The organism is Solimicrobium silvestre (assembly GCF_002976435.1).
Lineage (GTDB): Bacteria > Pseudomonadota > Gammaproteobacteria > Burkholderiales > Burkholderiaceae_D > Solimicrobium > Solimicrobium silvestre.
The window spans coordinates 15,222-39,987 of the sequence record NZ_PUGF01000020.1; the positions used below are offsets into that span (position 1 = coordinate 15,222).

General features: G+C 46.7%; 18 protein-coding genes. 7 read left to right on the top strand and 11 right to left on the bottom strand.

What is annotated here, in order from left to right; translation table 11 throughout:
• Nucleotides 1-30 precede the first annotated feature (30 nt).
• From gcvT to gcvH, 3 genes are all read right to left on the bottom strand, one after another.
• Nucleotides 31-1,179, bottom strand: coding sequence for a glycine cleavage system aminomethyltransferase GcvT (gene gcvT, locus S2091_RS17940; protein ID WP_105533335.1), 1,149 nt, complete (start codon nucleotides 1,177-1,179; stop codon nucleotides 31-33).
• 17 nt (nucleotides 1,180-1,196) lie between these two features.
• Nucleotides 1,197-4,073 (bottom strand): aminomethyl-transferring glycine dehydrogenase, encoded by a 2,877-nt coding sequence (gene gcvP, locus S2091_RS17945; protein ID WP_105533336.1) that lies wholly within the window; start codon nucleotides 4,071-4,073, stop codon nucleotides 1,197-1,199.
• A gap of 206 nt (nucleotides 4,074-4,279) precedes the next feature.
• On the bottom strand, nucleotides 4,280-4,660 hold the full coding sequence (gene gcvH / locus S2091_RS17950; protein WP_105533337.1) for a glycine cleavage system protein GcvH: 381 nt from the start codon (nucleotides 4,658-4,660) through the stop codon (nucleotides 4,280-4,282).
• Between the two features lie 450 nt (nucleotides 4,661-5,110).
• Here gcvH and glpD point away from each other — a divergent pair, with 450 nt between their 5' ends.
• Nucleotides 5,111-6,658 carry a glycerol-3-phosphate dehydrogenase gene (glpD, locus tag S2091_RS17955; RefSeq protein ID WP_423828249.1) on the top strand — a complete coding sequence of 516 codons (1,548 nt, stop codon included), beginning with the start codon at nucleotides 5,111-5,113 and terminating at the stop codon, nucleotides 6,656-6,658.
• Nucleotide 6,659: 1 nt separating this feature from the next.
• Nucleotides 6,660-8,162 (top strand): glycerol kinase GlpK, encoded by a 1,503-nt coding sequence (gene glpK / locus S2091_RS17960; RefSeq protein WP_105533339.1) that lies wholly within the window; start codon nucleotides 6,660-6,662, stop codon nucleotides 8,160-8,162.
• A gap of 10 nt (nucleotides 8,163-8,172) precedes the next feature.
• Here the strand turns inward: glpK and S2091_RS17965 are convergent, their stop codons facing one another.
• Complete coding sequence (locus S2091_RS17965) at nucleotides 8,173-9,885, bottom strand: ArnT family glycosyltransferase (protein WP_105533340.1); 1,713 nt, start codon at nucleotides 9,883-9,885, stop codon at nucleotides 8,173-8,175.
• Between the two features lie 221 nt (nucleotides 9,886-10,106).
• On the opposite strand from S2091_RS17965, the gene S2091_RS17970 reads away from it, so the two are divergent.
• Together S2091_RS17970 and S2091_RS17975 are read left to right on the top strand one after the other, a co-directional pair.
• Nucleotides 10,107-11,357, top strand: a complete 1,251-nt coding sequence (locus S2091_RS17970) for an FAD-dependent oxidoreductase (RefSeq protein WP_105533341.1) — start codon at nucleotides 10,107-10,109, stop codon at nucleotides 11,355-11,357.
• 43 nt (nucleotides 11,358-11,400) lie between these two features.
• Nucleotides 11,401-12,891, top strand: coding sequence for an NAD(P)H-hydrate dehydratase (locus tag S2091_RS17975; protein ID WP_105533342.1), 1,491 nt, complete (start codon nucleotides 11,401-11,403; stop codon nucleotides 12,889-12,891).
• Here S2091_RS17975 and S2091_RS17980 read toward each other — a convergent pair.
• The 4 genes from S2091_RS17980 to S2091_RS17995 are packed head-to-tail and all read right to left on the bottom strand — an operon-like array spanning nucleotide 12,883 to nucleotide 18,093.
• Entirely contained in the window at nucleotides 12,883-13,104 is a 222-nt protein-coding gene (locus S2091_RS17980) for a formate dehydrogenase subunit delta (RefSeq protein ID WP_105533343.1), read from the bottom strand. The genes S2091_RS17975 and S2091_RS17980 overlap by 9 nt on opposite strands.
• A 21-nt stretch (nucleotides 13,105-13,125) precedes the next feature.
• Entirely contained in the window at nucleotides 13,126-16,005 is a 2,880-nt protein-coding gene (fdhF, locus tag S2091_RS17985) for a formate dehydrogenase subunit alpha (RefSeq protein WP_105533344.1), read from the bottom strand.
• Nucleotides 16,006-16,054: 49 nt separating this feature from the next.
• Nucleotides 16,055-17,605, bottom strand: a complete 1,551-nt coding sequence (locus S2091_RS17990; protein WP_105533345.1) for a formate dehydrogenase beta subunit — start codon at nucleotides 17,603-17,605, stop codon at nucleotides 16,055-16,057.
• Nucleotides 17,602-18,093, bottom strand: a complete 492-nt coding sequence (locus S2091_RS17995) for a formate dehydrogenase subunit gamma (protein ID WP_105533346.1) — start codon at nucleotides 18,091-18,093, stop codon at nucleotides 17,602-17,604. The genes S2091_RS17990 and S2091_RS17995 overlap by 4 nt, the downstream gene beginning before the upstream one ends.
• A gap of 124 nt (nucleotides 18,094-18,217) precedes the next feature.
• On the opposite strand from S2091_RS17995, the gene S2091_RS18000 reads away from it, so the two are divergent.
• Complete coding sequence (locus S2091_RS18000) at nucleotides 18,218-19,300, top strand: substrate-binding domain-containing protein (RefSeq protein WP_105533347.1); 1,083 nt, start codon at nucleotides 18,218-18,220, stop codon at nucleotides 19,298-19,300.
• On the opposite strand, the gene fdhD is transcribed toward S2091_RS18000, so the two are convergent.
• Nucleotides 19,297-20,163 carry a formate dehydrogenase accessory sulfurtransferase FdhD gene (gene fdhD, locus S2091_RS18005; RefSeq protein ID WP_105533348.1) on the bottom strand — a complete coding sequence of 289 codons (867 nt, stop codon included), beginning with the start codon at nucleotides 20,161-20,163 and terminating at the stop codon, nucleotides 19,297-19,299. The two genes, S2091_RS18000 and fdhD, sit on opposite strands and share 4 nt — an antisense overlap.
• A gap of 93 nt (nucleotides 20,164-20,256) precedes the next feature.
• The gene (locus S2091_RS18010) at nucleotides 20,257-21,891 is read right to left on the bottom strand and encodes an OFA family MFS transporter (protein ID WP_105533349.1); all 1,635 of its coding nucleotides are present in this window, start codon (nucleotides 21,889-21,891) and stop codon (nucleotides 20,257-20,259) included.
• Between the two features lie 201 nt (nucleotides 21,892-22,092).
• Here S2091_RS18010 and S2091_RS18015 point away from each other — a divergent pair, with 201 nt between their 5' ends.
• Complete coding sequence (locus tag S2091_RS18015) at nucleotides 22,093-22,692, top strand: 2OG-Fe(II) oxygenase (RefSeq protein WP_105533350.1); 600 nt, start codon at nucleotides 22,093-22,095, stop codon at nucleotides 22,690-22,692.
• Nucleotides 22,693-22,770: 78 nt separating this feature from the next.
• Here the strand turns inward: S2091_RS18015 and S2091_RS18020 are convergent, their stop codons facing one another.
• Nucleotides 22,771-23,223, bottom strand: coding sequence for a CBS domain-containing protein (locus S2091_RS18020; protein WP_105533351.1), 453 nt, complete (start codon nucleotides 23,221-23,223; stop codon nucleotides 22,771-22,773).
• Between the two features lie 232 nt (nucleotides 23,224-23,455).
• Between S2091_RS18020 and S2091_RS18025 the strand changes: the two genes are divergently transcribed.
• On the top strand, nucleotides 23,456-24,766 hold the full coding sequence (locus S2091_RS18025) for an O-acetylhomoserine aminocarboxypropyltransferase (RefSeq protein ID WP_105533352.1): 1,311 nt from the start codon (nucleotides 23,456-23,458) through the stop codon (nucleotides 24,764-24,766).

The following is a 24,766-nucleotide window of genomic DNA, read 5'->3' on the forward strand; positions in this document are numbered from 1 at the left end:
CTATTTAACGCGTCCAACTACCAGCAAAAACTAGCCGCGGTGATAACGTTGAGCAAAAAATGGCGTTTTAACGACTTCAACCGCCACCGGTTTACCGCGCACAATAGCTTGCAACTTAGTACCAATGGCAGCGAATGGCAGGCTGACATAGCCCATTGCTACTGGAGCATTAACGCTAGGGCCAAAGCCACCTGAAGTTACCTTGCCGATTACTGTGCCTTCAGCATCCACAATTTCCGCACCTTCGCGTACCGGGATTTTTTCATTGATCTGCAAACCAACGCGTTTTTTACTTACGCCGTCAGCAATATGAGCTTGAATTGCGGCAGCGCCCGGATAACCACCCGCACGCGCGCCATCGGCACGACGTACTTTAGATAAAGCCCACAGCAAACTGGCTTCAACCGGAGTAATTGTGGCGTCCATATCGTGACCGTACAAACACAATCCAGCTTCCAAACGCAATGAATCGCGTGCGCCCAAACCAATGGCAGCGACTTCTGGTTGCGCTAATAATAAACGCGCCAATTCTTCTGCTTTCTGATTAGGTACCGAGATCTCAAAACCATCTTCGCCTGTGTAACCTGAACGGCTGATGAAGCAACTCACGCCGACCAAAGTAACTTCTTTTGAATCCATAAACACCATTGCTTCTGTTTCTGGCAACAAACGTGCCATGACAGCTGCTGCGGCCGGACCTTGCAAAGCTAACAGAGCGCGATCAGCCAACTCTTCAACTTTGCAATATCCTTCTAAATGCTTACGCATATGTGCAACATCCTGCTGTTTGCAGGCAGCATTCACCACCACAAACAGGGAGTCACCCATATTGCTGATCATCAAATCATCGAGTATCCCGCCTTGCTCATTGGTGAACACGGCGTAACGCTGTTTGTTTAATGGCAAATCGAGTACATCGATCGGTACTAAAGTTTCTAATGCTGTAGCTACCGCATTGACGTCAGCACCAGCCAACGGGCTTAAACGTACTTGTCCCATGTGAGAAACATCAAATAAACCTGCCGCAGTGCGGGTATGTAAATGTTCTTTCATCACGCCAAGCGGATATTGCACCGGCATTTGGTAGCCGGCAAACGGCACCATTCTGGCACCGAGTTCCAGATGTAAATCGTACAACGGGGTACGTAGCAAATCAGTTGCTTCAGTTGCGTTTGTCATTATCAATCCCTTTATGATTAGTTGGTCTCGTAGTCAGACAACGGCGGGCATGAACAGATCACATTACGATCGCCATACACGTTATCTACCCGACCAACTGGCGGCCAGTATTTGCTGCCGTTTTTGAGTGAGGCAATCGGAAATACCGCTTGTTCACGGCTATAAGCATGCGTCCATTCCGCAGTTAAGGTCATGGAAGTATGTGGCGCGTGGCGTAACGGGCTGTCTTCTGCGCTGATTTTGCCACTGGCAACGTCGGCGATTTCTGCGCGGATAGCTATCATGGCGTCACAGAAACGATCCAACTCAATACGATCTTCACTTTCAGTTGGCTCGATCATCAAAGTGCCTGGCACTGGGAATGACATGGTCGGCGCATGGAAACCGAAGTCCATCAGGCGCTTGGCAACGTCATCAACAGTTACGCCGGTTTCATCTTTTAACGGACGCAAATCAACGATACATTCATGCGCCACAATGCCGCCCTCGCCTGCGTACAGAATCGGAAAATGTGCGCTTAAACGTTTGGCGATGTAATTGGCATTTAAAATCGCCACTTGGCTCGCTTGTTTTAAACCTTCTTGCCCCATCAACTTGATGTAAGTCCAGCTGATTGGCAAAATACTGGCGCTACCCCACGGTGCTGCGCACACTGGTGACGCTTGATTTTCCAGCAAATGATGACCTGGCAAGAATGGGATCAAGTGCGATTTAACGCCAATAGGACCAACGCCCGGGCCGCCACCGCCGTGTGGAATACAGAATGTTTTATGTAAGTTCAGATGCGAAACGTCACCACCGAATTTACCTGGCTGGCACAAACCAACCATTGCATTCATGTTGGCGCCGTCGATATAAACCTGGCCGCCATGCGTATGGATCACTGCGCAAATTTCTTTAATCGCAGCTTCAAAAATACCGTGCGTGGATGGGTAAGTAATCATCAGCGCAGCTAAATTAGCGGCGTGCTGTTCAGCTTTCGCAGTTAAATCAGCGACGTCAACGTTACCGCCCTCATCACATTGCACCACTACCACTTGCATGCCGACCATTTGCGCAGTCGCTGGGTTAGTACCGTGCGCAGAGCTAGGAATCAAGCAGATATTACGATGTGCATCGCCGCGGCTATGGTGATAAGCACGAATTGCCAACAAACCAGCATATTCACCTTGCGAGCCAGCATTCGGCTGCAAAGACACTGCATCGTAGCCGGTGCAAGCCACTAACATTTGCTCTAACTCGGTAATTAAACGGGCATAACCTTGCGTTTGTTCAGCTGGCGCGAAAGGATGAATATTGGAGAACTCTGGCCAGGTGACCGGGATCATTTCAGCCGTTGCATTCAACTTCATGGTGCATGAACCGAGCGGTATCATCGTACGATCCAACGCCAAATCTTTGTCCGACAACATACGCAAATAACGCAACATTTGCGTTTCTGAACGATGACGCTGGAAAACCGGGTGCGTTAAATACGCGCTGGTGCGTTGTAGTTCAGCTGGAATGCATTCTGCTGTTTGCGCAAATACCGTTTTGAAATCAGGAACTTGCTGGCTACTTGCCGCAAACGCTGCCCAAATATCTTGCACATCAGTTTCAGTACAGGTTTCATCGATTGAAATACCGATTCTTGCATCGTCAATTTGACGTAAATTGATTTCAATTCCACGAGCAACTGCATGAATTACTTTGGTGTGCGTGTCAGTTACTACTTCAATCGTATCGAAATAGCGTTCATTTTTTACGGTATAACCAAGTTGCTTCAAACCAGCTACCAACGTAGCGGTTAATTGATGTACGCGGTTGGCGATCCGCTTAATACCTTCAGGACCGTGGTAGACCGCAAACATACTGGCGATATTCGCCAACAAAACTTGGGCGGTACATACGTTACTGGTGGCTTTTTCTCGGCGAATATGTTGTTCGCGAGTTTGCAAGGCCAGACGATAAGCTGGGTTGCCGTGGCTATCAATCGACACGCCGACAACGCGACCTGGCATTTGACGCTTATGTGTATCTTTAGTCGCAAAGTAAGCGGCGTGTGGGCCACCAAAACCGAGCGGAACACCAAAGCGCTGTGCAGTACCAATGGCAACGTCAGCACCGAATTCACCCGGCGGCGTGAGTAATGTCAACGCCAATAAATCGGCAGCGACTACAACCATCGCCTGCTTGTCGTGCGCTAGTTTGCAGGTATCGGCGTAAGAGTAAATTTCACCACTCAAGGCTGGGTATTGCAACAACACGCCAAAGAAATCCAGATCTTTTAATGCAGTGCGATGGTCACCCACCACAACTTGAATACCGATCGGTTCTGCGCGAGTTTTAATAACCGCGATAGTTTGCGGGAAGCAGTCTTCCGACACAAAGAACACGGAGCTTTTACTTTTTGAAATGCGCTGGCAAAACGTCATCGCTTCTGCTGCAGCAGTAGCTTCATCCAGCAACGAAGCATTGGCGATTTCCATACCGGTCAAATCGCTGATCATTGTTTGGAAATTCAGCAAGGCTTCTAAACGACCTTGTGAAATTTCTGGCTGATACGGTGTATAAGCCGTGTACCAAGCTGGGTTTTCCAGCAAGTTACGCAGAATTACATTCGGCGTATGAGTATTGTAGTAACCCATGCCGATGTAAGATTTAAGGACTTGGTTTTGCTCGGCAATTTCACGTAATAACTGAAGCACTTCCGGCTCATTGTTGGCGTGTCCCAGTTCTAAAGCCTGTTCCGACAAAATCGATGCCGGAATAACTTTGCGGATAAATTCATCCATCGTGGCAAAGCCGAGAGTAGTCAGCATAAACTGAATATCCGTCGACGATGTACCGATATGGCGTGAAATAAATTCCGAATTAAATTCGTGATGTTCTTGTGCTGCGCGTTGCAAAACCATAATAACTCCTTAATTAAACCTAACTTAAAACGACACTAGCCAACTAGTGGACTGTAATGGATGAATTGAGAGTGAAGGACGCGGCTGTGGCGTGCAGGGCAAGGCGCAAAGCACAGCGATAGCTAGCTATCGCGCGCATTTGCAACGCGGCCATGTGCGACGCAGTCGTGGCAAGCTCTCTTGATTCATCCGTTGCAGTTCACTCACTAACCTAATTTGGCGATATATGCGTCATAAGCTGCTTCGTCCATCAGTGTGCTCATTTGAGCTACATCGGAGGTGGTCATTTTAAAAAACCAACCTGCGCCCAGCGGATCTTCATTCACTACCCCTGGCTCATCGTTTAATGCGCTATTGACTTCAACAACAGTGCCGCCAAACGGCATAGCAATACCACCCGCTGTTTTAACTGATTCAATCACGGCAACTTCTTCGCCAGCAGCATAATCAGCGCCAACATCCGGCAATTGGATATAGACTAAATCGCCCAAATGACCTTGCGCATAATCTGTAATGCCCACTGTCACTACGTTGTTGTCTTCCAAACGCAGCCATTCGTGTTCGCTAGTGAATTTTAAGTTACTCATGGTTTGATCTCCTTAGAATTAATGCAATATTGCAATAATATGAATTGATGGAACCCGAAAAAACGGATTAGTTATTAAAAACAGTATGGATTTAAAGCAGTAATTTGATGATTTAAAAGAAAATAATTTAGATCTCAATAGCTAAAATTTCTCTGAAAAATTGTAGTGGTATCACGGGTTTTCATGTGCTCATAGTGTAGCCAAAAATTTTGATTTTTAAACACATTACAGTGAAATTTTGTTTATTTAAAAAAATACACATGGTTATTTTTAAAAATACACATGTGTTTTTCCTTAGAAAGGATTTCAACAAAATCATCAACACACCGATTAATTAATAACCAATAATTAGTACCATTTCCCTATGGCAAAAATTCAATAAGCGATGATAAAACATTAAAATAGCTCAATATAGTGCGCATTACACATAATCATCTCAACGGATTCTTAATAAATATGAATAAACAAGTAGATATGTTGGTAGTTGGAGGCGGTATTAACGGCGTTGGAATCGCACGTGATGCAGCTGGACGCGGTTTATCCGTGTTGCTATGTGAAAAAGATGACTTGGCTTCCCACACTTCTTCAGCTTCAACCAAACTCATACATGGCGGCTTGCGCTATCTGGAGTATTACGAATTTGGCTTGGTTCGTAAAGCCTTGCAAGAGCGGGAAGTGTTATTGCGCGCAGCACCACATATCATCAGCCCGCTACGTTTTGTCATGCCACACGTGGCGCATCTGCGACCGGCGTGGATGATACGGATCGGTTTATTTTTTTATGATCACCTCAGCAAACGCAATATTTTGCCTGGCTCACGCGGCATCAATTTAAAAAAACATCCGGCTGGCGCACCACTACATGATAATTTCACCAAAGGTTTTGTCTATTCCGATGCGTGGGTTGATGATGCACGTCTGGTTGTGCTGAATGCAAAGGATGCACAAGAACGCGGCGCGACTATTTTGACGCGCACCAAACTTGTTTCAGCCAAACCGGATGCACAAGGTTGGCACGCAGAATTGCTTAACGCGCAGCAAAAAACTATTCATATCCACGCCCGCTGCATCGTCAACGCAACGGGACCTTGGGCCAGCGCATTATTAAATAATGCTATTCATTCAGACGCGCTCACGCCACGTAATGAAGTTCGACTGGTTAAGGGCAGCCACATTGTCACAAAAAAATTATTTGAACATGATCACGCTTATATTTTTCAAAACCCAGACAAACGTATAATTTTTGCGATCCCTTATCTGGATCAATTTACCTTAATCGGAACTACCGATCTGGAATACAAGGAAGACCCGAATCACGTCACGATTACCGAAGACGAAATCACATATTTATGTGAATCCGCAAATACCTATTTCAAACAATCGATTCACCCTTCCGATGTCGTTTGGAGCTATTCAGGCGTTCGCCCATTACTAGAGCAAGAAGATGCCGCAAACCCTTCCGCCGTGACCCGCGACTATCAACTCGAACTCGATACACCACACAAACTAGCCGTAGTGCTGTCCGTGTTTGGCGGAAAAATCACTACGTTCCGTCGTTTAGCGGAAGAAGCTGTCAACCTGCTCACCCCATCTTTGGGTATTCAACAACCCGATTGGACGGCGACGGCAACCCTACCAGGCGGAGATATTCCTCACGCCGACTTCCCTACTTTCTGCTCTGAATTCCAGCAACAACACGCCTGGCTACCCGTGCAACTAGCCAAACGTTACGCACACAACTACGGCACTCGTGCAACGCAGTTATTAAATGGCGCAGTGAATATGGCTGGTTTAGGAGAACAACTCAGCCCCGGTTTATTTGAGTTGGAAGCGCATTACCTGGTCAAGCATGAGTGGGCGCAACAAGTCGACGATATTTTATGGCGCAGAACAAAATTAGGATTGGCTGCTACGCCAGAATCAATTCAGCGGCTACAACAATGGCTAGATCATGCCGTAACAACTATCCACACTGAAGCTGAGACTCATGGAAAATAACATGGAAAATAAATTCATATTAGCCTTAGATCAAGGCACCACCAGCTCACGCGCAGCATTATTTGATCATGCGGGAAATATTATTTCAGTCGCGCAAAAAGAGTTTCAGCAAATATATCCGCATCCGGGCTGGGTTGAACATGATCCGCAAGAAATCTGGTCAACACAAGCAGGCGTTGCCGCCGAGGCGGTAACTAAAATGGGGTTGAATGGCAGTTCCATAGCGGCTATTGGCATTACTAACCAACGTGAAACAACCATCGTCTGGGAGCGCGCCACTGGTCGCCCTATCTATAACGCCATCGTTTGGCAAGACCGCCGCACAGCAGCATATTGTGATGAATTAAAGAGCCGTGGATTAGAAAAAATTGTGCGCGCAAAAACAGGGTTACCGATCGATTCCTATTTTTCCGCCACCAAAATCAACTGGATACTCAACAACGTTGCTGGCGCGCGCGAACGTGCCGAACGCGGCGAGTTAGCATTTGGCACCGTCGATACCTGGCTAATCTGGAACTTCACGCAGCATGAACTGCACGTGACCGATGTCACCAATGCATCGCGCACGATGTTATTCAATATCCATACATTAGATTGGGACGAAGAACTACTGGCCGCAATGGATATTCCACGCAATATGCTGCCGCAAGTTCGCTCCTCCTCTGAAATTGTCGGGCACACTAAAAGCACTGTTTTCGCCACCCCCATCCCCATTGCCGGCATCGCGGGCGATCAACATGCCGCCCTGTTTGGACAAATGTGTACCAGAGCGGGCATGGCTAAAAATACTTACGGCACAGGTTGCTTTCTAGTAATGAACACAGGCAATAAGCCCGTTGAATCAAAAAACAATTTAATCACGACCATCGCCTGGAAAATCGGCGATCAAGTTACTTATGCATTAGAAGGCAGTATTTTTATCGGCGGCGCGGTAGTGCAATGGCTGCGCGATGGCATTGGCATGATAAAAAGCGCCTCTGAAATTGAACAGCTGGCACGAACTGTTCCAGATAGTGATGGCGTATTTATGGTTCCCGCCTTTGCCGGGCTCGGCGCGCCGCATTGGAATCCCCATGCGCGCGGCAGTATATTTGGCGTTACGCGCGGCACGACTTCGGCCCATCTGGCGCGCGCGGCATTAGAAGCGATTGCACTGCAGTCGTACGACGTTTTGAAAGCAATGGAAGCGGATCTTGGCGAAAAAATTGCCGAATTACGGGTTGATGGCGGCGCTGTCACTAATGATTTACTGATGCAATTTCAAGCTGATTTACTGGGCGTTGATGTAGTTCGCCCAAAAATCATTGAAACCACCGCCTTGGGGGCGGCTTATTTAGCAGGTTTGGCCGTTAACTACTGGGCGAGTATCGACGAAATACAAGGTCAATGGAAACAAGACCAGCGATTTAGCCCCTCCATGGATGCCGCCCAAGTTTCTAATTATAAAAAGGGCTGGCAACGTGCCGTTACTGCCAGCATTGCCTGGGCAGACAGTAACGACTGAAGATGTCGATTCAATAAAACACAGTAGCGTGACTAAACTGCTTATTTTTGATGAATTTGGTGTGCATTTTTTTATGCGCGAATTCATCTAAATAAGCATTTGGCACAATCACAACCACGGGTTCTTTTAAAAGTTTAAATTGCTCGCGACTCAGCATAATGGTGTTCTCGGGACGTAATTGATTCCCCCAATACAAATCGCTGCTAACACTATCAATAACGTTTAACGGTTTTTTTAAATAAAACGGCAATGAAGAATTCTGCTCAAAATTACGATACAAATACACCGTGCGATTTGGCACTGTTTGTTGAATAAATGCAGCCATTGATCGGTCTGAAATCGATTCATCCATCGCGTTTGCGGTAACCAGCAAGATCCCCATCGAGAATAGCGGCAGAACTATATAGCTCACTAAGCCCACATTAGGAACGCGCCACGCCAACAACGCTGCCAGCAGGGATAATCCCGTTGCCGACCAAAGCGCAATCACTGCATAGTCGTGCCATGGCAGACCAAGTATGACTAATTCAGATGAGACCAAATTAGGTGCGGCTTGCAAAGTAATCGCCGCAGCACCCGTGAGTAACGCCACTACAACGCCTAATATCGTGCTCCGCTTACCCTTTAAAAAGTCACTTTGCTCAAGCAGCAAAGCTAAATTTAAGGCAGCAAATGGCATCGAGACGATGACATAATAATTAGCCTTAGCGCTCGAAATTGAAAAGAACAGGAGAGGAACCAGCCAGCCAAAAACAAGCGTTTTCCTCAATATAGTAAATTCTTGAATTTCAACCCGCGATAATCTTGTCCAGGTAGACAGTAATGCGATCGGTAATAAAAGCGACCAGGGAAAAAGATAAATCACCATACGCGGCAAGTAATACCACCACGAACCCGAATAAAAATCATGGGGTATCCGCAAACCTAAAAACCGCAACACATGTTCATTAACGAAAAAAAACCACAGGAAAATAGGTTCGATCAAACTCGCCGCAACAAACCAAGGCACTGTAATTGCAAAAAATAAACAGATAGAAACCAGATCAAACCATTTGCTAAATTGCTTCCACGCTGAAGAACCATGTACCAGTATGATCCACACTAAAGTCACCGAACCAAATAGCAGTAAAGCCACAAAACCTTTAGTTAACACGGCAAAGGCCAAGCTCACATGAGCAATACGTAAATCGCGTTTATGACCTTCTAGTTTGTATAAATAGGCAAACAGTAATGCCGCTGTTAAAAATGCCGTGAGCAACATATCAAACAACAGCGTGCGACTAATGATCATCACGCCTAAGCCAGAAATAAACATCAATGCTGCCAGACGACCTACTTGTGGGCGATAAATACGCTGACCAAAATTTAGCATCAAACCGACACATGCCAAACCAGACAAGCTTGGCACCAACCTGACCACCCAATCTGCCTGTCCAAAAAGTGTGAATGCCAGCGCAGTCAACCAGTACAGCAGCGGTGGTTTTTCCATGTATGGCAAACCATTTAAATGGGGAATTATCCAATATTTGATATCGCCGGAATTCAACATTTCACGGGGAATTTGTGCGTACAGTCCTTCATTGTTATTTAATACACCATACGCACCCAGGCCTGCCCAAACGCAGATAAAGGCGAGTAGCCAAATCAGCCAATCCGGGTTTTGCATACCTCGCTGTGTAATGCGCAGTCCAGCATTCTGCATAGTGGTTTGTTTCTGCCTCATTGCACTTCCGTAAGACCTGCTTCAATATAATTCGCTATTATTTCACAAACAATACCTTGATGCATTCCATTCAAGCTGACAAACCAGGCTGAAACTTACGCAGGTAGTGGAAAAACCTCATAACAAATACACATATTTTCAAACAAAAACTTACATTACCGCCTAATTCCATTTCGATAGTGCTATCCTAGGCGCCATTTTGTATTAAAGGGTAGAAACACATGCGGGTTGCTGTTATCGGTGCGGGTGTGGTGGGTGTCACTACAGCGTATTTTCTTGCACAAAACGGGCATCAGGTTAGCGTTATAGAGCAACGTGGCAATGTCAGTGAAGAAGCAAGCCTTGGACATGCCGGACTACTCGGCGCTGCGCACTTAACGCCTTTCGCTGCGCCGGGAATGCCGAAACAAATTTTGTCACACTTTTTTAAAACTGATGGCGCCATCAATTTACGCCCTTCCGTCAATGTGACGCATTGGCGCTGGCTGCGTAGTTGGCTACGTGAATGTTCCCTTGAAGGCTTGTTGGCAAACAAAGAAAAAATGCAGCGCTTGGGAAGATACAGTCAGCAACTATTATCAGAACTCAGCCACAGTCACAATCTTGACTTTCAACAACGCAGCGGTATTTTGCAGTTGTTTCGCAATGTCAAAGAACAAAAAAAAATAATCGCTGGCTTAGCACTATTAAGCGACGCTGACCTTCCTTTTCAGCAACTTGATACGGCAGCATGTCATCAATTAGAGCCTGCATTAAACAAAGACACCTCACTTGCTGGCGGCTTATATTTACCGCAAGATGGCAATGGTAATTGCGTGTTATTTACCAAACAATTAAAGTTGGTCGCACAACAACTAGGGGTCGAATTTGAATTTTTGACCAAGTGCGAGCAAATCATTCCAAACAAAAATGGTGCGACGTTACACTTAAAAAAAGCTGAACAAACAGGCCAGCAACAATTTGATGCTGTAGTGTTAGCCTCTGGCGCAAGTAGCACGCCATTTTTAAAAAATATCGGCATTAATCTACGCATTGCACAGTTTCAAAGTTACTCAAACACTGCCAACATTAAAAATTTAGATGATAGCCCGCGCTTGAGCATTATTGATGAATCTGAACAAATTGCTATCACCCGTATGGACAAACGCATTCGTATCGCAGGTACGCTGCATTTAGGAAAAAGAAAGAATACTGCCGATGAACGTGCCTGGCAAAAATTGCGCAACGTCGGCACGGATTGGTTTCCTGATGCCGCAAACTACCATACCGGCCAAAACTGGAGCGGTCATCATCTAATGCTGTCAGACAGCACACCTGTTTTAGGACGATCCGCTGTTAAAAATATCTTCGTAAATTGTGCCCATGCAGAATATGGCTGGGCAATGGCAACTGGTTCCGGCAAAATTCTAGCCGATCTAATTTCTGGAAAATCTCCTGAAATTGACTTGGATGGGCTTACGGTATTGCGTTAGTGTTAGATGGTTTATCTGTTTTACTTAGTGAAAGGTGTTAGCCATGCTGTACACAATTAAGCAACTACGTCAGATCGAACAATCCGCATTAAGCTCCCTAGAACCAGGTACGCTCATGCGCGCGGCCGGAAAAGCAGCCGCGCAAGCAGCGCTACAGTTACTTAAGACACCCAATCAAGCCGTCTTAATTCTTGTCGGGCCAGGCAATAATGGCGGCGACGCGCTGGAAGCGGCAGTGCATTTGGCGAATGCTGGTCACCAAATATTCGTGCTTCACTCTCCATCCAAAACAGCACGTTCACCAAGTGGCCAACAAGCATTTAATCAAGCCCAAGCTTGCACACAAATTAATTGGTTAGCTAGTGACGCGCCTTTGCAAGACAATTACGCATTAGTCATCGACGGCTTGTTTGGTATTGGACTAACGCAATTAGCTCAACAAAAAATATCACCGGCACTGCAAAAGCAAATTACCCAATGCAATGCGATGTCCTGCCCAATTCTGGCTCTTGATGTACCAAGCGGTTTAGATGCAGACACTGGCACCATCATCACAAACATCGCCATACAGGCAAGTCATACCATCACTTTTATTGCCGACAAAGCTGGCTTACATACGGGTGACGGGCAAGATTATGCTGGACTAGTTGAGGTTGCGGATTTAGATATTGCACTGGAATATTTTCCAGTGTCAGTATCAGAATTAAACAAACCCGCTTTATTTCCCGACATAGCCAAACCTCGCAGGCATAACAGCCATAAGGGAAGCAATGGCACAGTCGCCGTCATTGGTGGCGCTGTCGGCATGCAAGGCGCCGTTATTTTGGCAGCGCGCGCAGCACTTTATTCTGGGGCAGGTCGGACTGTGGCTAGTTTTGTTGAAGCCACACCGAATTTTGATGCACAACAACCTGAACTGATGTGCCGCCCAGCTCAACAGGTTCAATTTAATCCTGACACCGTCGTTGTGATTGGCCCGGGGCTTGGTAACAGCATTGCCAGCTTTGATCTGGTAAGCCGTGCATTGCTCAGTACCAGCCCATTAATTATCGATGCGGATGCCTTAAATTTAATGGCGCAACAACCGGCACTACATGCACTCTGCAATGGCCGCGATAAACTAAGCACCCTACTCACTCCACACCCGCTAGAAGCGGCGCGACTACTGGGGTGCAGCGTAGAGATCATTCAAGCTGATCGCATTAGTGCCGCAAAAAAATTGGCGCGCCAATACTCGTCCGTAGTTATTCTCAAAGGATCGGGCAGCATCATCGCGCATCCTGATGGAAACATGGTTATTAATCCTACAGGCAATGCCGGTTTGGCCAGTGGCGGAACCGGCGATGTATTAGGTGGGGTCTGTGGCGCACTAATGGCACAGCATAAAAATATGTGGCAAGCGGCTTTGGCTGCTACCTATTTACACGGCACTGCTGCTGATAGTTTGGTGGCGCTTGGCATAGGCCCAATTGGCCTATGCGCTAGTGAATTGTTAGTTGAAATCAGAAAACAGCTGAATACACTCTTAAAATAACTCCCTGTGCGTCCGAATCGATTCCATAACAATTGGACTAAGTTGCGTTTCCTCATCCACATCAATATGTTCGAGCAAAGCTCGCCGCATGCGCGGCTCCCAATATTTTTTTAAATGCCCTGAAATATCCTTCAAGGCTTGATTTCGGTCAGGCATCGTTTCATAAAATGAACCTATTTGATTTGCCATCGTGACCAAGTTTTCAACATTCATACCGACTTCTTTCTTTAGCGTTCAATTATTGACGACACTTAGTTTTTTTGAAGAGTCATCTGCATTGGCATCGGCATTTAACAAACCCAATTGCTCCTCATTAAAGCGACTATAGTTTTTTTGCCATTCAGAAGGCTGAGCAACCGGCATCACTTGCACCGCTGTCACTTTATATTCAGGGCAGTTGGTCGCCCAATCAGAATTGTCAGTGGTAATAACGTTTGCGCCAGACTCTGGGAAGTGGAAGGTTGTATAAACCACGCCAGGCTGCACCCGGTCAGTAATAATGGCGCGCAATACGGTTTGCCCTGCCCGCGATTCAATTCCCACCCAGTTGTTTTCTTTAATGCCACGATCTTCTGCATCATGCGGATGAATTTCCAATACATCTTCGCTATGCCACTGCACATTTTCCGTGCGACGGGTTTGCGCGCCCACATTGTATTGCGACAGAATGCGGCCGGTAGTTAAGATCAAAGGGAATTTTCTGGTTATTTTTTCAGATGTGGCAAAGAACTGGGTGTTAATAAATTTACCTTTACCACGCACAAATTCACCAATATGCATGGTTGGCGTACCGTTCGGTGCCGCGTCATTACAAGGCCACTGTATGCTGCCAAGCTCATCTATTTTTTTATAACTAACGCCGTGGAAAGTTGGCGTTAATGCGGCAATTTCATCCATGATTTCGGAAGGATGTTTATAGCGCATCGGATAACCGAGCGCATTCGACAAAGCCACCGTTACTTCCCAGTCTGACTTACCGGCTTTGGCTGGCATGACTTTACGAACGCGGGAAATACGACGTTCGGCATTAGTGAATGTACCGTCTTTTTCCAGGAAGGATGAACCCGGCAAAAATACATGGGCGTATTTCGCCGTTTCATTTAAGAATAAATCTTGCACCACAATACATTCCATCGCGGATAGCGCCGCGGTGACATGTTGCGTATTCGGATCAGACTGTGCAATGTCTTCACCTTCGCAATACAGTCCCATAAACGAGCCGTCGATAGCTGCTTCAAACATATTAGGAATCCGCAGACCTGGCTCAGGATCAAGTATACATTGCCAGGCTTCTTCAAATTGAGTGCGGACTGTGGTATCGGAAATATGGCGATAACCAGGGAGCTCATGCGGGAATGAACCCATATCGCACGAACCCTGCACATTATTTTGCCCGCGCAAGGGATTAACGCCAACCCCTTCTCGCCCCACGTTACCGGTTGCCATGGCGAGGTTAGCAATCCCCATTACCATGGTTGAGCCTTGTGAATGTTCCGTGACACCCAAGCCGTAATAAATGGCGCCGTTATTACCTGCGGCAAAAAGTCGCGCTGCGCCACGTAAATCTGCGGCACTTACACCGGTAATCGCTTCCACTGCTTCCGGCGAATTATCCGCATGCAGCACGAATTCTTTCCAGTCACTAAATGACTGCGTATCACAACGCTCTGCAACAAATTCGGCATCAAACAAGCTTTCGCTAATAATCACGTGCGCCAATGCAGTAATTACGGCGACGTTGGTACCTGGCCTCAGTTTTAAATGGTAATCAGCCTGAATGTGCGGCGATTTAACTAGCTCGGTAGTGCGAGGGTCAATCACAATTAACTTGGCACCTTGGCGCAAGCGGCGCTTCATTTGTGATGCAAAAACCGGATGCGCGGCGGTTGGGTTAGCGCCGATCACCATGATCACGTCCGACTTCATCACCGAATCAAATGTTTGCGTACCAGCGGATTCGCCCAGAGTTTGTTTCAAACCAAATCCGGTTGGCGAGTGGCAAACACGCGCACAGGTATCGACGTTGTTATTACCAAATGCTGCGCGCACTAATTTTTGCACTAAATAGGTTTCTTCATTCGTGCAACGCGAAGAAGTAATGCCGCCAATTGAATCCTTGCCAAATTTGGCCTGTATCCGGCGGAACTCAGATGCCGCATACGCCAATGCTTCATCCCAGGAAACCTCATTCCAGGGATCGGTGATATTTTTGCGTATCATCGGCTTTAACATACGATCTTTATGGGTCGCATAACCCCAGGCAAAACGACCCTTAACGCAGGAGTGTCCGTGATTTGCATGACCATCTTTGTTCGGTACCATGCGCACCACTTCATTGCCTTTCATTTCCGCTTTAAATGAACAACCAACTCCGCAATAAGCACAGGTGGTAATTTTGCTGTGCTCCGCCTGCCCCATCATAATGACGGTTTTTTCAGTAAGCGTGGCCGTTGGGCAAGCATCGACACAAGCGCCGCAAGATACGCATTCGGATTCCATAAATGGCTGATTTTGCCCAGCAGATACGCGTGAATCAAAGCCTCGTCCATCAATTGTTAGCGCAAACGTGCCCTGAGTTTCTTCACAAGCACGTACACAACGATTACAGACTATGCATTTTGATGCGTCATAAGTGAAGTAAGGATTAGACTCGTCTTTTTTTAAATCGAGATGATTTTTACCTTCGTAACCATAGCGGACTTCGCGCAAACCAACTACCCCGGCCATGTCTTGCAGCTCACAATTGCCATTGGTTGGGCAAGTTAAACAATCCAGCGGATGATCAGAAATATAAAGTTCCATCACACCTTTGCGCAATTCGGCTAATTTTGGCGTTTGGGTCCGTACCTTCATGCCTGGCTCGCACGGGGTTGTACATGATGCAGGGTAGCCGCGCCGGCCTTCAATTTCAACCAAACACAAACGGCAGGAACCAAAAGCTTCCAAACTATCTGTCGCGCACAGTTTAGGTACATTCACGCCAGCTTCAGCCGCCGCACGCATGACAGAAGTGCCTACCGCTACCGTTACCTCTACACCGTCAATTTCAATGCTGACGCGAGTCTCTGAGATTCGTTCTGGCGTTCCGAAATCGATTTGATTGAGCTGATTCATTTGTATTCCTTCACCTAAATCGCACTTAGGCGTAATTGTTTAATTTATTTTAAGGGTTTAATTTGCGATTAAAATCATCTGGGAAATAATTTAAAGCTGACAGCACCGGATTAGGTGTCATGCTTCCCATCGCACATAAAGAGCCATTCACCATAACGTCGCATAAATCGCGTAATAGATGGATTTGCTGCGGCCGGTCTTGATTAGCAATAATCTTGTCAACCGCCTCAACTCCGCGCGTTGAACCAATCCGGCATGGCGTACATTTCCCGCATGACTCAACCGCACAAAACTCCATCGCATAGCGCGCCTGTTTTGCCATATCTACCGTGTCATCAAACACGACTATTCCGCCGTGCCCAACCGTCGCGCCGATAGCAGCAAACGCTTCGTAATCTATCGGCGTATCAAATTTCGACTCAGGAAGATAAGCCCCCAGCGGGCCGCCGACTTGCACTGCCCGAATTGGGCGACCGCTGGCAGTACCCGCGCCAAAATCAAACAGCAATTCACGCAAAGTCACACCAAATGCTTTTTCAACTAAACCGCCCTGCTTAATGTTTCCCGCTAATTGCATAGGTAATGTGCCGCGTGAACGTCCCATACCTACATTTTTATAAAAGTCGGCACCACGCGCCAAAATCAACGGTACGGCGGCCAATGAAATCACGTTATTAATTACCGTAGGTTGACCGAACAAACCTTGTATCGCCGGTAAAGGTGGTTTGGCGCGCACGATACCGCGCCGACCTTCCAGGCTTTCAAGTAAAGCGGTTTCTTCACCGCAGACATAGGAACCGGCACCTTTCCGTACTTCCAGCTCAAAAGTCTGGCCGTAGCCGCAAATATCCTTGCCCAAATAACCGTGTTGGTACGCGCTGGAAATTGCCTTATTCAACGCAGCAATAGCGTGAGGATATTCAGAACGAACATAGATATAACCCTGCTTGGCACCAACCGCCAAACCGGCAATAGTCATGCCTTCGATCAGCATAAATGGATCATCTTCCATCACCATGCGATCTGAAAATGTACCGGAATCACCCTCATCCGCATTGCACACTACATATTTATCCGTGGCCTCGGTATTCAGTACCGTTTTCCATTTAATACCGGTTGGAAAAGCAGCGCCGCCGCGTCCGCGCAAACCGGAATCAAGCACTTCCTGCACTATATTTTGTGCGGACATTGCAGCCGCGCGTTTTAACCCAGCGTAACCTTCATGCGCCAAATAATCGTCTAGCGATACTGGATCAGTAATTCCTACCCGCATAAAAGTCAGGCGCTCTTGCTTCTTCAAATAGGAGATTTCCTCGGTGAGACCGAGCTGTAAAGGATGTGCGGCACCTTTTTCAAAACCTGCATCAAACAAACCAGCAACGTCTTCAACCTCAATCGGTCCATACGCAATCCGACCTTGATCGGTGCCAACCTCAACCAATGGCTCCAACCAAAACATGCCGCGCGAGCCATTGCGAACCAACTGAATTTCAATACCCCGGGCTTGTGCCTCATGAACAATTGCAGCGGCAACTTCATTGGAGCCCAAAGCAATCGCGGATGAATCGCAAGGTACATAAATAATGAGGGCCTTATTCATGCCGCACCTCGCTTGGCTGCCAATTTGGTGGACAATAAGCGATTAAATTTATCGTTTGAAACGCGAGCGTATAAATCTTCTCCAATTGTCATGGCCGGGCCGCAAGCACATTGACCCAGGCAATACACGGGTTCAAGAGTAAATTCGCCATCTGAGGTGGTTTCATGAAAATCACAGGCTAGCGTCGCTTTGGCATGCTGTACTAAAGCGTCAGCACCGTTGGCCTGACATGCTTCAGCGCGACAAATTTGCACTACATGTCGGCCTGCTGGCTTTTGTCGGAAAAAATGATAGTAGCTAATTACGCCATGCACTTCAGCACGCGAAAGATTTAGTTCCAATGCAATGAGCGGAACGACTTCAGCCGGAATATAACCAATTTTTTCTTGTATGCCATGCAAAATCGGGAGCATTGCACCGGGCAGTGAACGACGTTCTTTGATGATGGCTTCAACATCTTTTATGTTGAATGAACTTGCTACATCCATGCTAAACCTCAAAATTTATTAAAGTCAAATATGCTTTGTTATACATATCTATAGTGGCATTATATTGAATATAATTAACACTATCACCAATGAAGTCGTGTTTCAATAGGCTATAAAAAACATAATGTACAAAGTTAAAATTACCCCACATTGGGAAATAAGCAGTGATTCTGAGGCGGCTCTAGATACCTCCGCTTTACTCAGCCTACTCGCATCCATCCAAACAACGGGCTCGATTGCACAGGCAGCACAAGAAGTCGGCTTATCGTACCGCTATGCGTGGGGCATATTACGCGACGGTGAAAAACTGTTTGGCGAAGTATTAATGTCAAAAAGCCGCGGGCGCGGCACCACGCTGACTCCACTCGCTGAAAAATTAATCTGGGCAGATCGCCGAGTTGCGGCGCGTTTATCGCCAACACTGGAAAGTTTGGCCTCGGAATTAGAAAGTGAATTAAATAAAAATTCACTGGAAAAATCGAAAGCAATCCGCTTACATGCCAGCCATGGATTTGCTGTCGCCTCTCTTTTAACGATCTTCAACAAAGAAAAGCTGGCCGTTGAAACCATCTACCGAAACAGTACCGATGCGGTCGCGGCACTATCGCGTAAAGAATGCGATTTAGCTGGATTTCATGTGCCCTTGGGCGAGTTTGAAGCACCGGCCATTGCGCAGTATTCGCAATGGCTCAATCCCAAAACACATTGTTTGATTCATTTGGCGGTCAGAAACCAAGGCTTGTTTATCGCACCAGGCAATCCCAAAGGGATACGTGGCATCGCCGATTTAAATAAGCACAATATCAACTTTGTAAATCGTCAAAAGGGCTCTGGAACACGCATGTTGCTGGAGTTGATGCTGGCGAACTTAGATATTTCACCGAATGATATTAACGGATTTGAGAACACCGAATTTACCCATTCTGCGGTGGCGGCTTTTATAGCTAGCGGGATGGCAGAAGTAGGATTTGGCGTGCAAACTGCAGCCCAGCGATTTGGTTTGGATTTCATTCCACTAGTACGCGAACGTTACTTTTTTGCGCTTCCGCTCGCGGCTTTGGATGACCCCATCATTCAACATGTGATCGCCATTTTACAATCCACCGGTTTTCGTGACGAAATTCAACAACTAGCTGGTTATGATTCGCTCGATACAGGAAAAATCCTCTCTATTAATGAGGCATTTCCCTATATAAAACGCGCTTAAGTTAATCGAATCCGCTCAGGATGAGCGTAAGCCACCAAACCCTCATTCCGAACAAAACCGATTAAGGTCATGCCACTTTGCTGTGCCAGATTGATCGCCAGACTCGTTGGCGCCGAAATGGCGGCTAACAATGGCATCCCTGCCCGCGCCGCTTTTTGCACTAGCTCATAACTTGCCCGGCTAGTCATCAGCACGCAACCTTGTTGACGTGATTCAGGTTGAGAGATTATCGCGCCGATCAGTTTATCTAAAGCGTTGTGCCGACCTAAATCTTCCCTCACCATCATTACCTCACCCTGCGCATTAACCCATGCCGCAGCATGCATAGAACCGGTGATCAGATTGATAGCCTGGCTTTGTTTTAGTGAATTAAAGGCAGAAAATAAGGCTTGTTGAGTGATGATGAAATTATTTTCTGGTAGACGCGGTACGGCTGAACCTACAGCTAAATTTCCAGCCTCAAATGCTGATAAACTCTCTAACCCGCATATACCACAACCCGTGCGCCCAACCAAACTGCGGCGGCGTTCTTTTAAGCGCATAAAACAGGCATTGGCAATGGTCAGGTGTATTTCTAGCCCTAAATCAGGATGTGCAATTTCTTCAATTTCGTACACTTCAGAACGGTGACTAATAATGCCTTCTGAAAAACTAAAACCAATCGCGAAATCCGTTAAATTCAATGGCGTTGCCAGCATCACCGCATGGGAAATTCCATTGAATACCATCGCAACGGGCACTTCTGTCGCGACAAAATCGGTGCTACTGGTGAATGCGTTATCTTTATACCGCTGAATAGGTACTTCGCCATAACCACCGTCTTTATTGTTATCTAGCGAAGTATCTGGATTTTCGTTTTGCATAACCTGGATATTTTTTATAAAAAGGGAGAGGAGTTTCCCCAATTATCAACCAAAAATTCCCCTCCATCTTTTTTTAAAAAATTTAATCGGCGCTTACTCAAATAAGATAAGTGCTTTTTGCAAAGTAATCCAAATACCGAACAGCAGCGGAATTCCGACTGCGGACCAAGCCAATATTGCTACCAATACGCTGTTAGAACTAACGACTTCGTTAGTGCCCGCCATTGACAAAGTAACTGCTTTATCATGCGCCAGTTGTCGTTCATGCGCCAATTCCTCTGCCGTCATAAACTTATCTTTGGAGACTGGGCGGATTAGTAAATTACAAATAAATCCTAACGCCAACATACCCGCCAGCACATACATTGTCACATCATACGCTTGCGCCTTTGGCACGCCGTTACCCAATTGATATTCACGAATATAGTTAACCACCAATGGGCCCAGTACACCTGCAGTAGCCCACGCGGTTAATAACCGGCCATGAATCGCACCCACCATTTGCGAGCCGAACATGTCTGCCAAATAAGCAGGCACAGTCGCAAAACCTCCACCATACATCGACAAAATAATGCAAAAAGATAGGACAAATAAGGGTAAATGGCCGCTGCGCCCAATGGTTGGAATAGCCGCATATAAGATGAAACCAATCACAAAAAAGGCGAAGTAAGTCATCTTACGACCAATGAGATCCGACAATGAAGCCCAGAAAAAACGGCCGCCAATATTAAACAAAGAAAGCAGTCCGGTAAAACCGGCAGCAATGGTCGCGATTTGCGCTTTCTGGGCTAAATTTAAAGCATTAAAGCCCAAATCAACACCAATCAGGTGTCCGCCAAATACTTCCTGCAGCAGCGGTGACGCCATACCGATGATGCCGATTCCGGCCGTCACGTTCAAACACAATACCCCCCAGATTAACCAAAATTGCGGGGTGCGCCAGGCTTTAGCAAGGTGCACGTGCTGGTTAGTGATCATGACATTATTGATTTGCGCTACAGGAGCAGTCCAGCCAACTGGAGTCCAACCGGTAGCCGGAATCCGGTATGCGAAAGCTCCGCCTATCATAAACACAAAATAAATTACCGCCATAGTTAAAAAGGTTTCCCAAACACCGACTGAAGTCGCGCTGGAAAAATGTCGCATTAACCAATCGGCCAACGGTGCGCCAACCATCGCGCCACCGCCAAACCCCATAATCGCCATGCCAGTTGCCATCCCACGGCGATCCGGGAACCATTTAATTAACGTGGACACTGGCGAAATATAACCAAGCCCCAAACCTATGCCACCGATTACGCCAGCGCCTAACCACACCAACAAAATTTGATGCACATAAATACCGAATGCAGAAATAACTAAACCGCCGCACCAGCATAATGCAGCTACAACACCCGCTTTGCGTGGGCCAGCGTGCTCTAGCCAGCCACCGAATAGAGCCGCAGCGCCGCCCAGAAAAATAAAAAACAGCTGGAACATCACAACTAAACTAGATATTTTCCAATCGCAATTGGTGGCAAATAATGTTTCAAAAAAACTGAGCTCTTTGGCACAGGCGACCGAACTGGTAATACCAACCGCTCGGGATAAGGGCAACCAAAATACCGAAAAACCATAAGCCATGCCAATGCACAAATGAATTGCCAATGCGGCGGGTGGGACTAGCCAGCGATTAAAACCAGCACCCGCGATGATGTGTTCCTTGGAAAATACGTGCATAAAAGACATTAAACATTCCTCTTGATATTTATATTTTAAAAAATTTACTTATAGAAACTATTTAACTCTTTTCTCGAGCGAATATCAATTGCTAGAGCATAATTTTTTTCATAAATCGATATGCGCTCGCAGCATAATTTGGTCGCCTTGACAGCTATTCAGCATTAGAATCACGCAACGTCTTTTGACTCGCAACAAAAAATAGAAATCATGAATTTATTAACATCGCAACAGCGCATTTGCACTGACTTAAGTAACCAGGGTTGGTCGGTTTTAGATAACTGTTTAGAACCAGAACTCATCCGACAACTTGCCCAAGAATGCAGGAACCAACATGCACTAGGATCTTTACAGGATGCTGGCATAGGCCGCGCTGAACAACGTTCAGTGCAAAAATTAGTGCGCGGAGATCAAATACTTTGGCTGGAAACCGGCATGTCGGCAGCAACCGACATGTATTTAACTGCCATGGATACCTTGCGCCAGTCTCTGAATGAGCAGCTCTATTTGGGCCTGGAAAGCAGCGAAAATCATTTTGCGGTTTATCCACCTGACTCGTTTTACCAAAAGCATGTCGATCGGTTTCGCGATAGCGATAGCCGCACTATTTCTTCAGTCTTATATTTGAACCCGGAATGGCAGCCAGAACATGGCGGTGAGTTGCGACTGCATTTGAATGATCAACAGTTTGATATTGCACCGCTGGCGAATCGCTTGGTGCTATTTATTTCTGCCGACATTTGGCATGAAGTATTGCCAACAAAAGCGGAAAGATTATCGTTGACTGGCTGGTTTAAGCGACGGGCTTAATTTCTGATTTTATTTTTAACATACTAGGGGCTTAAAATTCAGTAGGTGCACGCCGGAAAGAGCACACCTACCCAATTGCTATTCTTCTTGTTCTTGCTCTGCAGGCCAATCACGAATATACGCTTTCAGCATTTTATTTTCAAAACTCTGCGCTTCCAACACTGCCTTGGCGACGTCATAAAATGAAATAACGCCCAACAACATTTTGGCATTCATCACCGGCAAATAACGTGCGTGCTTTTCTAACATGACGCGCCGTACTTCGTTGACTTCGGTATCCGGCGTGACGGTCAATGGATGATCGTCCATGTATTTTCTGACTGTGCCTGCGCCTAATGAGCCGCCATTGGAATGAATAGCTTTAATTACCTCGCGGAAAGAAAGCATACCAGCAACTTCGCCGAACTCCATCACCACCAACGAACCGATATCTTTTTCTTCCATGATATTCACTGCGTTAACCATGGATTCATCTGGCGTAACGGTATACAGAATGTCGCCTTTTACTTGCAGAATTTCTGAAACTTTCATGCTTTCCTCCGCTAAGATTTGTTTTACAATAAGCCTCTTAAAAAACCGTCAACCAACATTCAGGGCTTATCTTGGGTAGGTAATTGTTAAGGTCTCCAATTTTTCTTCGGAAAAAAACTTGTGCCGAGAGTGACAATGTATCTTATACCAATCGAAAAATCCAGCGATTGAATCTTGAAAACGTCCAAGCTACTAATTTTTTTCTCAACACCCCAGTTACTAGAAAGTCCACATGAGCGCTTCTAACACTCCCGGTTTTGACACCTTGTCATTACATGCCGGTGCAACGCCCGACCCAACCACCGGGGCGCGTGCTACGCCAATTTATTTCAGCTCTTCTTACGTTTTTAACGACTCCGACCATGCGGCTTCGCTGTTCAATATGGAACGCCCCGGACATGTTTATTCGCGCATTTCCAACCCGACCAATGCGGTATTAGAAGAACGGATTGCGGCATTAGAAGGTGGTGTTGCCGGGTTGGCGGTAGCCAGCGGACAAGCCGCCATGCATTTAGGCTTAAGCACCATTGCCGGAGCAGGCTCACATATTGTCGCTTCACGCGCGCTGTATGGCGGCTCGCAAAATTTACTGGCTTATACCTTAAAACGGTTTGGCATTGAAACCACCTTTGTTGATCCACGCAATATTGATGCATGGCGCGCCGCCATCCGCCCCAACACCAAAGTGCTGTTTGGCGAAACGCTAGGCAACCCCGGCTTGGATGTATTTAACATTCCCGCGATTGCCGAATTAGCGCATGAAAACCAGCTGCCGCTCATGCTGGATTCCACCTTTACCACGCCGTATTTACTACGCCCATTTGATCATGGCGCGGATTTGCTATTTCATTCCGCCACCAAATTCTTATGCGGGCATGGCACGGCAATTGGCGGCTTGCTGGTCGATGGCGGTCGTTTTGACTGGCAACAGGCTTATGACAAAACCGGACGTTTTGATGAACTATGTGCGCCATACGACGGTTTTCACGGCATGGTATTTGCCGAAGAATCCAGCACCGCCGCCTTTGCTTTGCGCGCACGCCGTGAAGGCTTACGCGACTTTGGCGCTTGCATGAGTCCACATAATGCTTTTGCGATTTTGCAAGGCATAGAAACCTTGTCGCTGCGCATGGATAAACATTTATCCAACGCCCGCAAAATCATTGAATTTTTGTTAGCGCACCCAGCGGTAGAGTCTGTCACTTACCCTGAACTGGAAAGCCATCCTGACTATGAGCTGGCTAAACAATTGCTGCCTAAAGGCTGTGGCGCGGTATTTACGTTTGCCTTAAAAGGCAACCGCGCAGCCGGTGCGCGCTTAGTTGAATCGCTTAAATTATTTTCCCATTTAGCCAATGTCGGTGACGCTAAATCGTTAATTATTCACCCTGCTTCCACTACCCATTTCCGCGTGCCTGCTGAACAGTTAGCAGCATCAGGCATCACTGAAGGCACCATGCGCTTATCGATTGGCTTAGAAAATGTGGATGACTTAATTGCGGACTTAAGTGCAGGATTAAAAGCAGCACAGAAAGGGATTTGA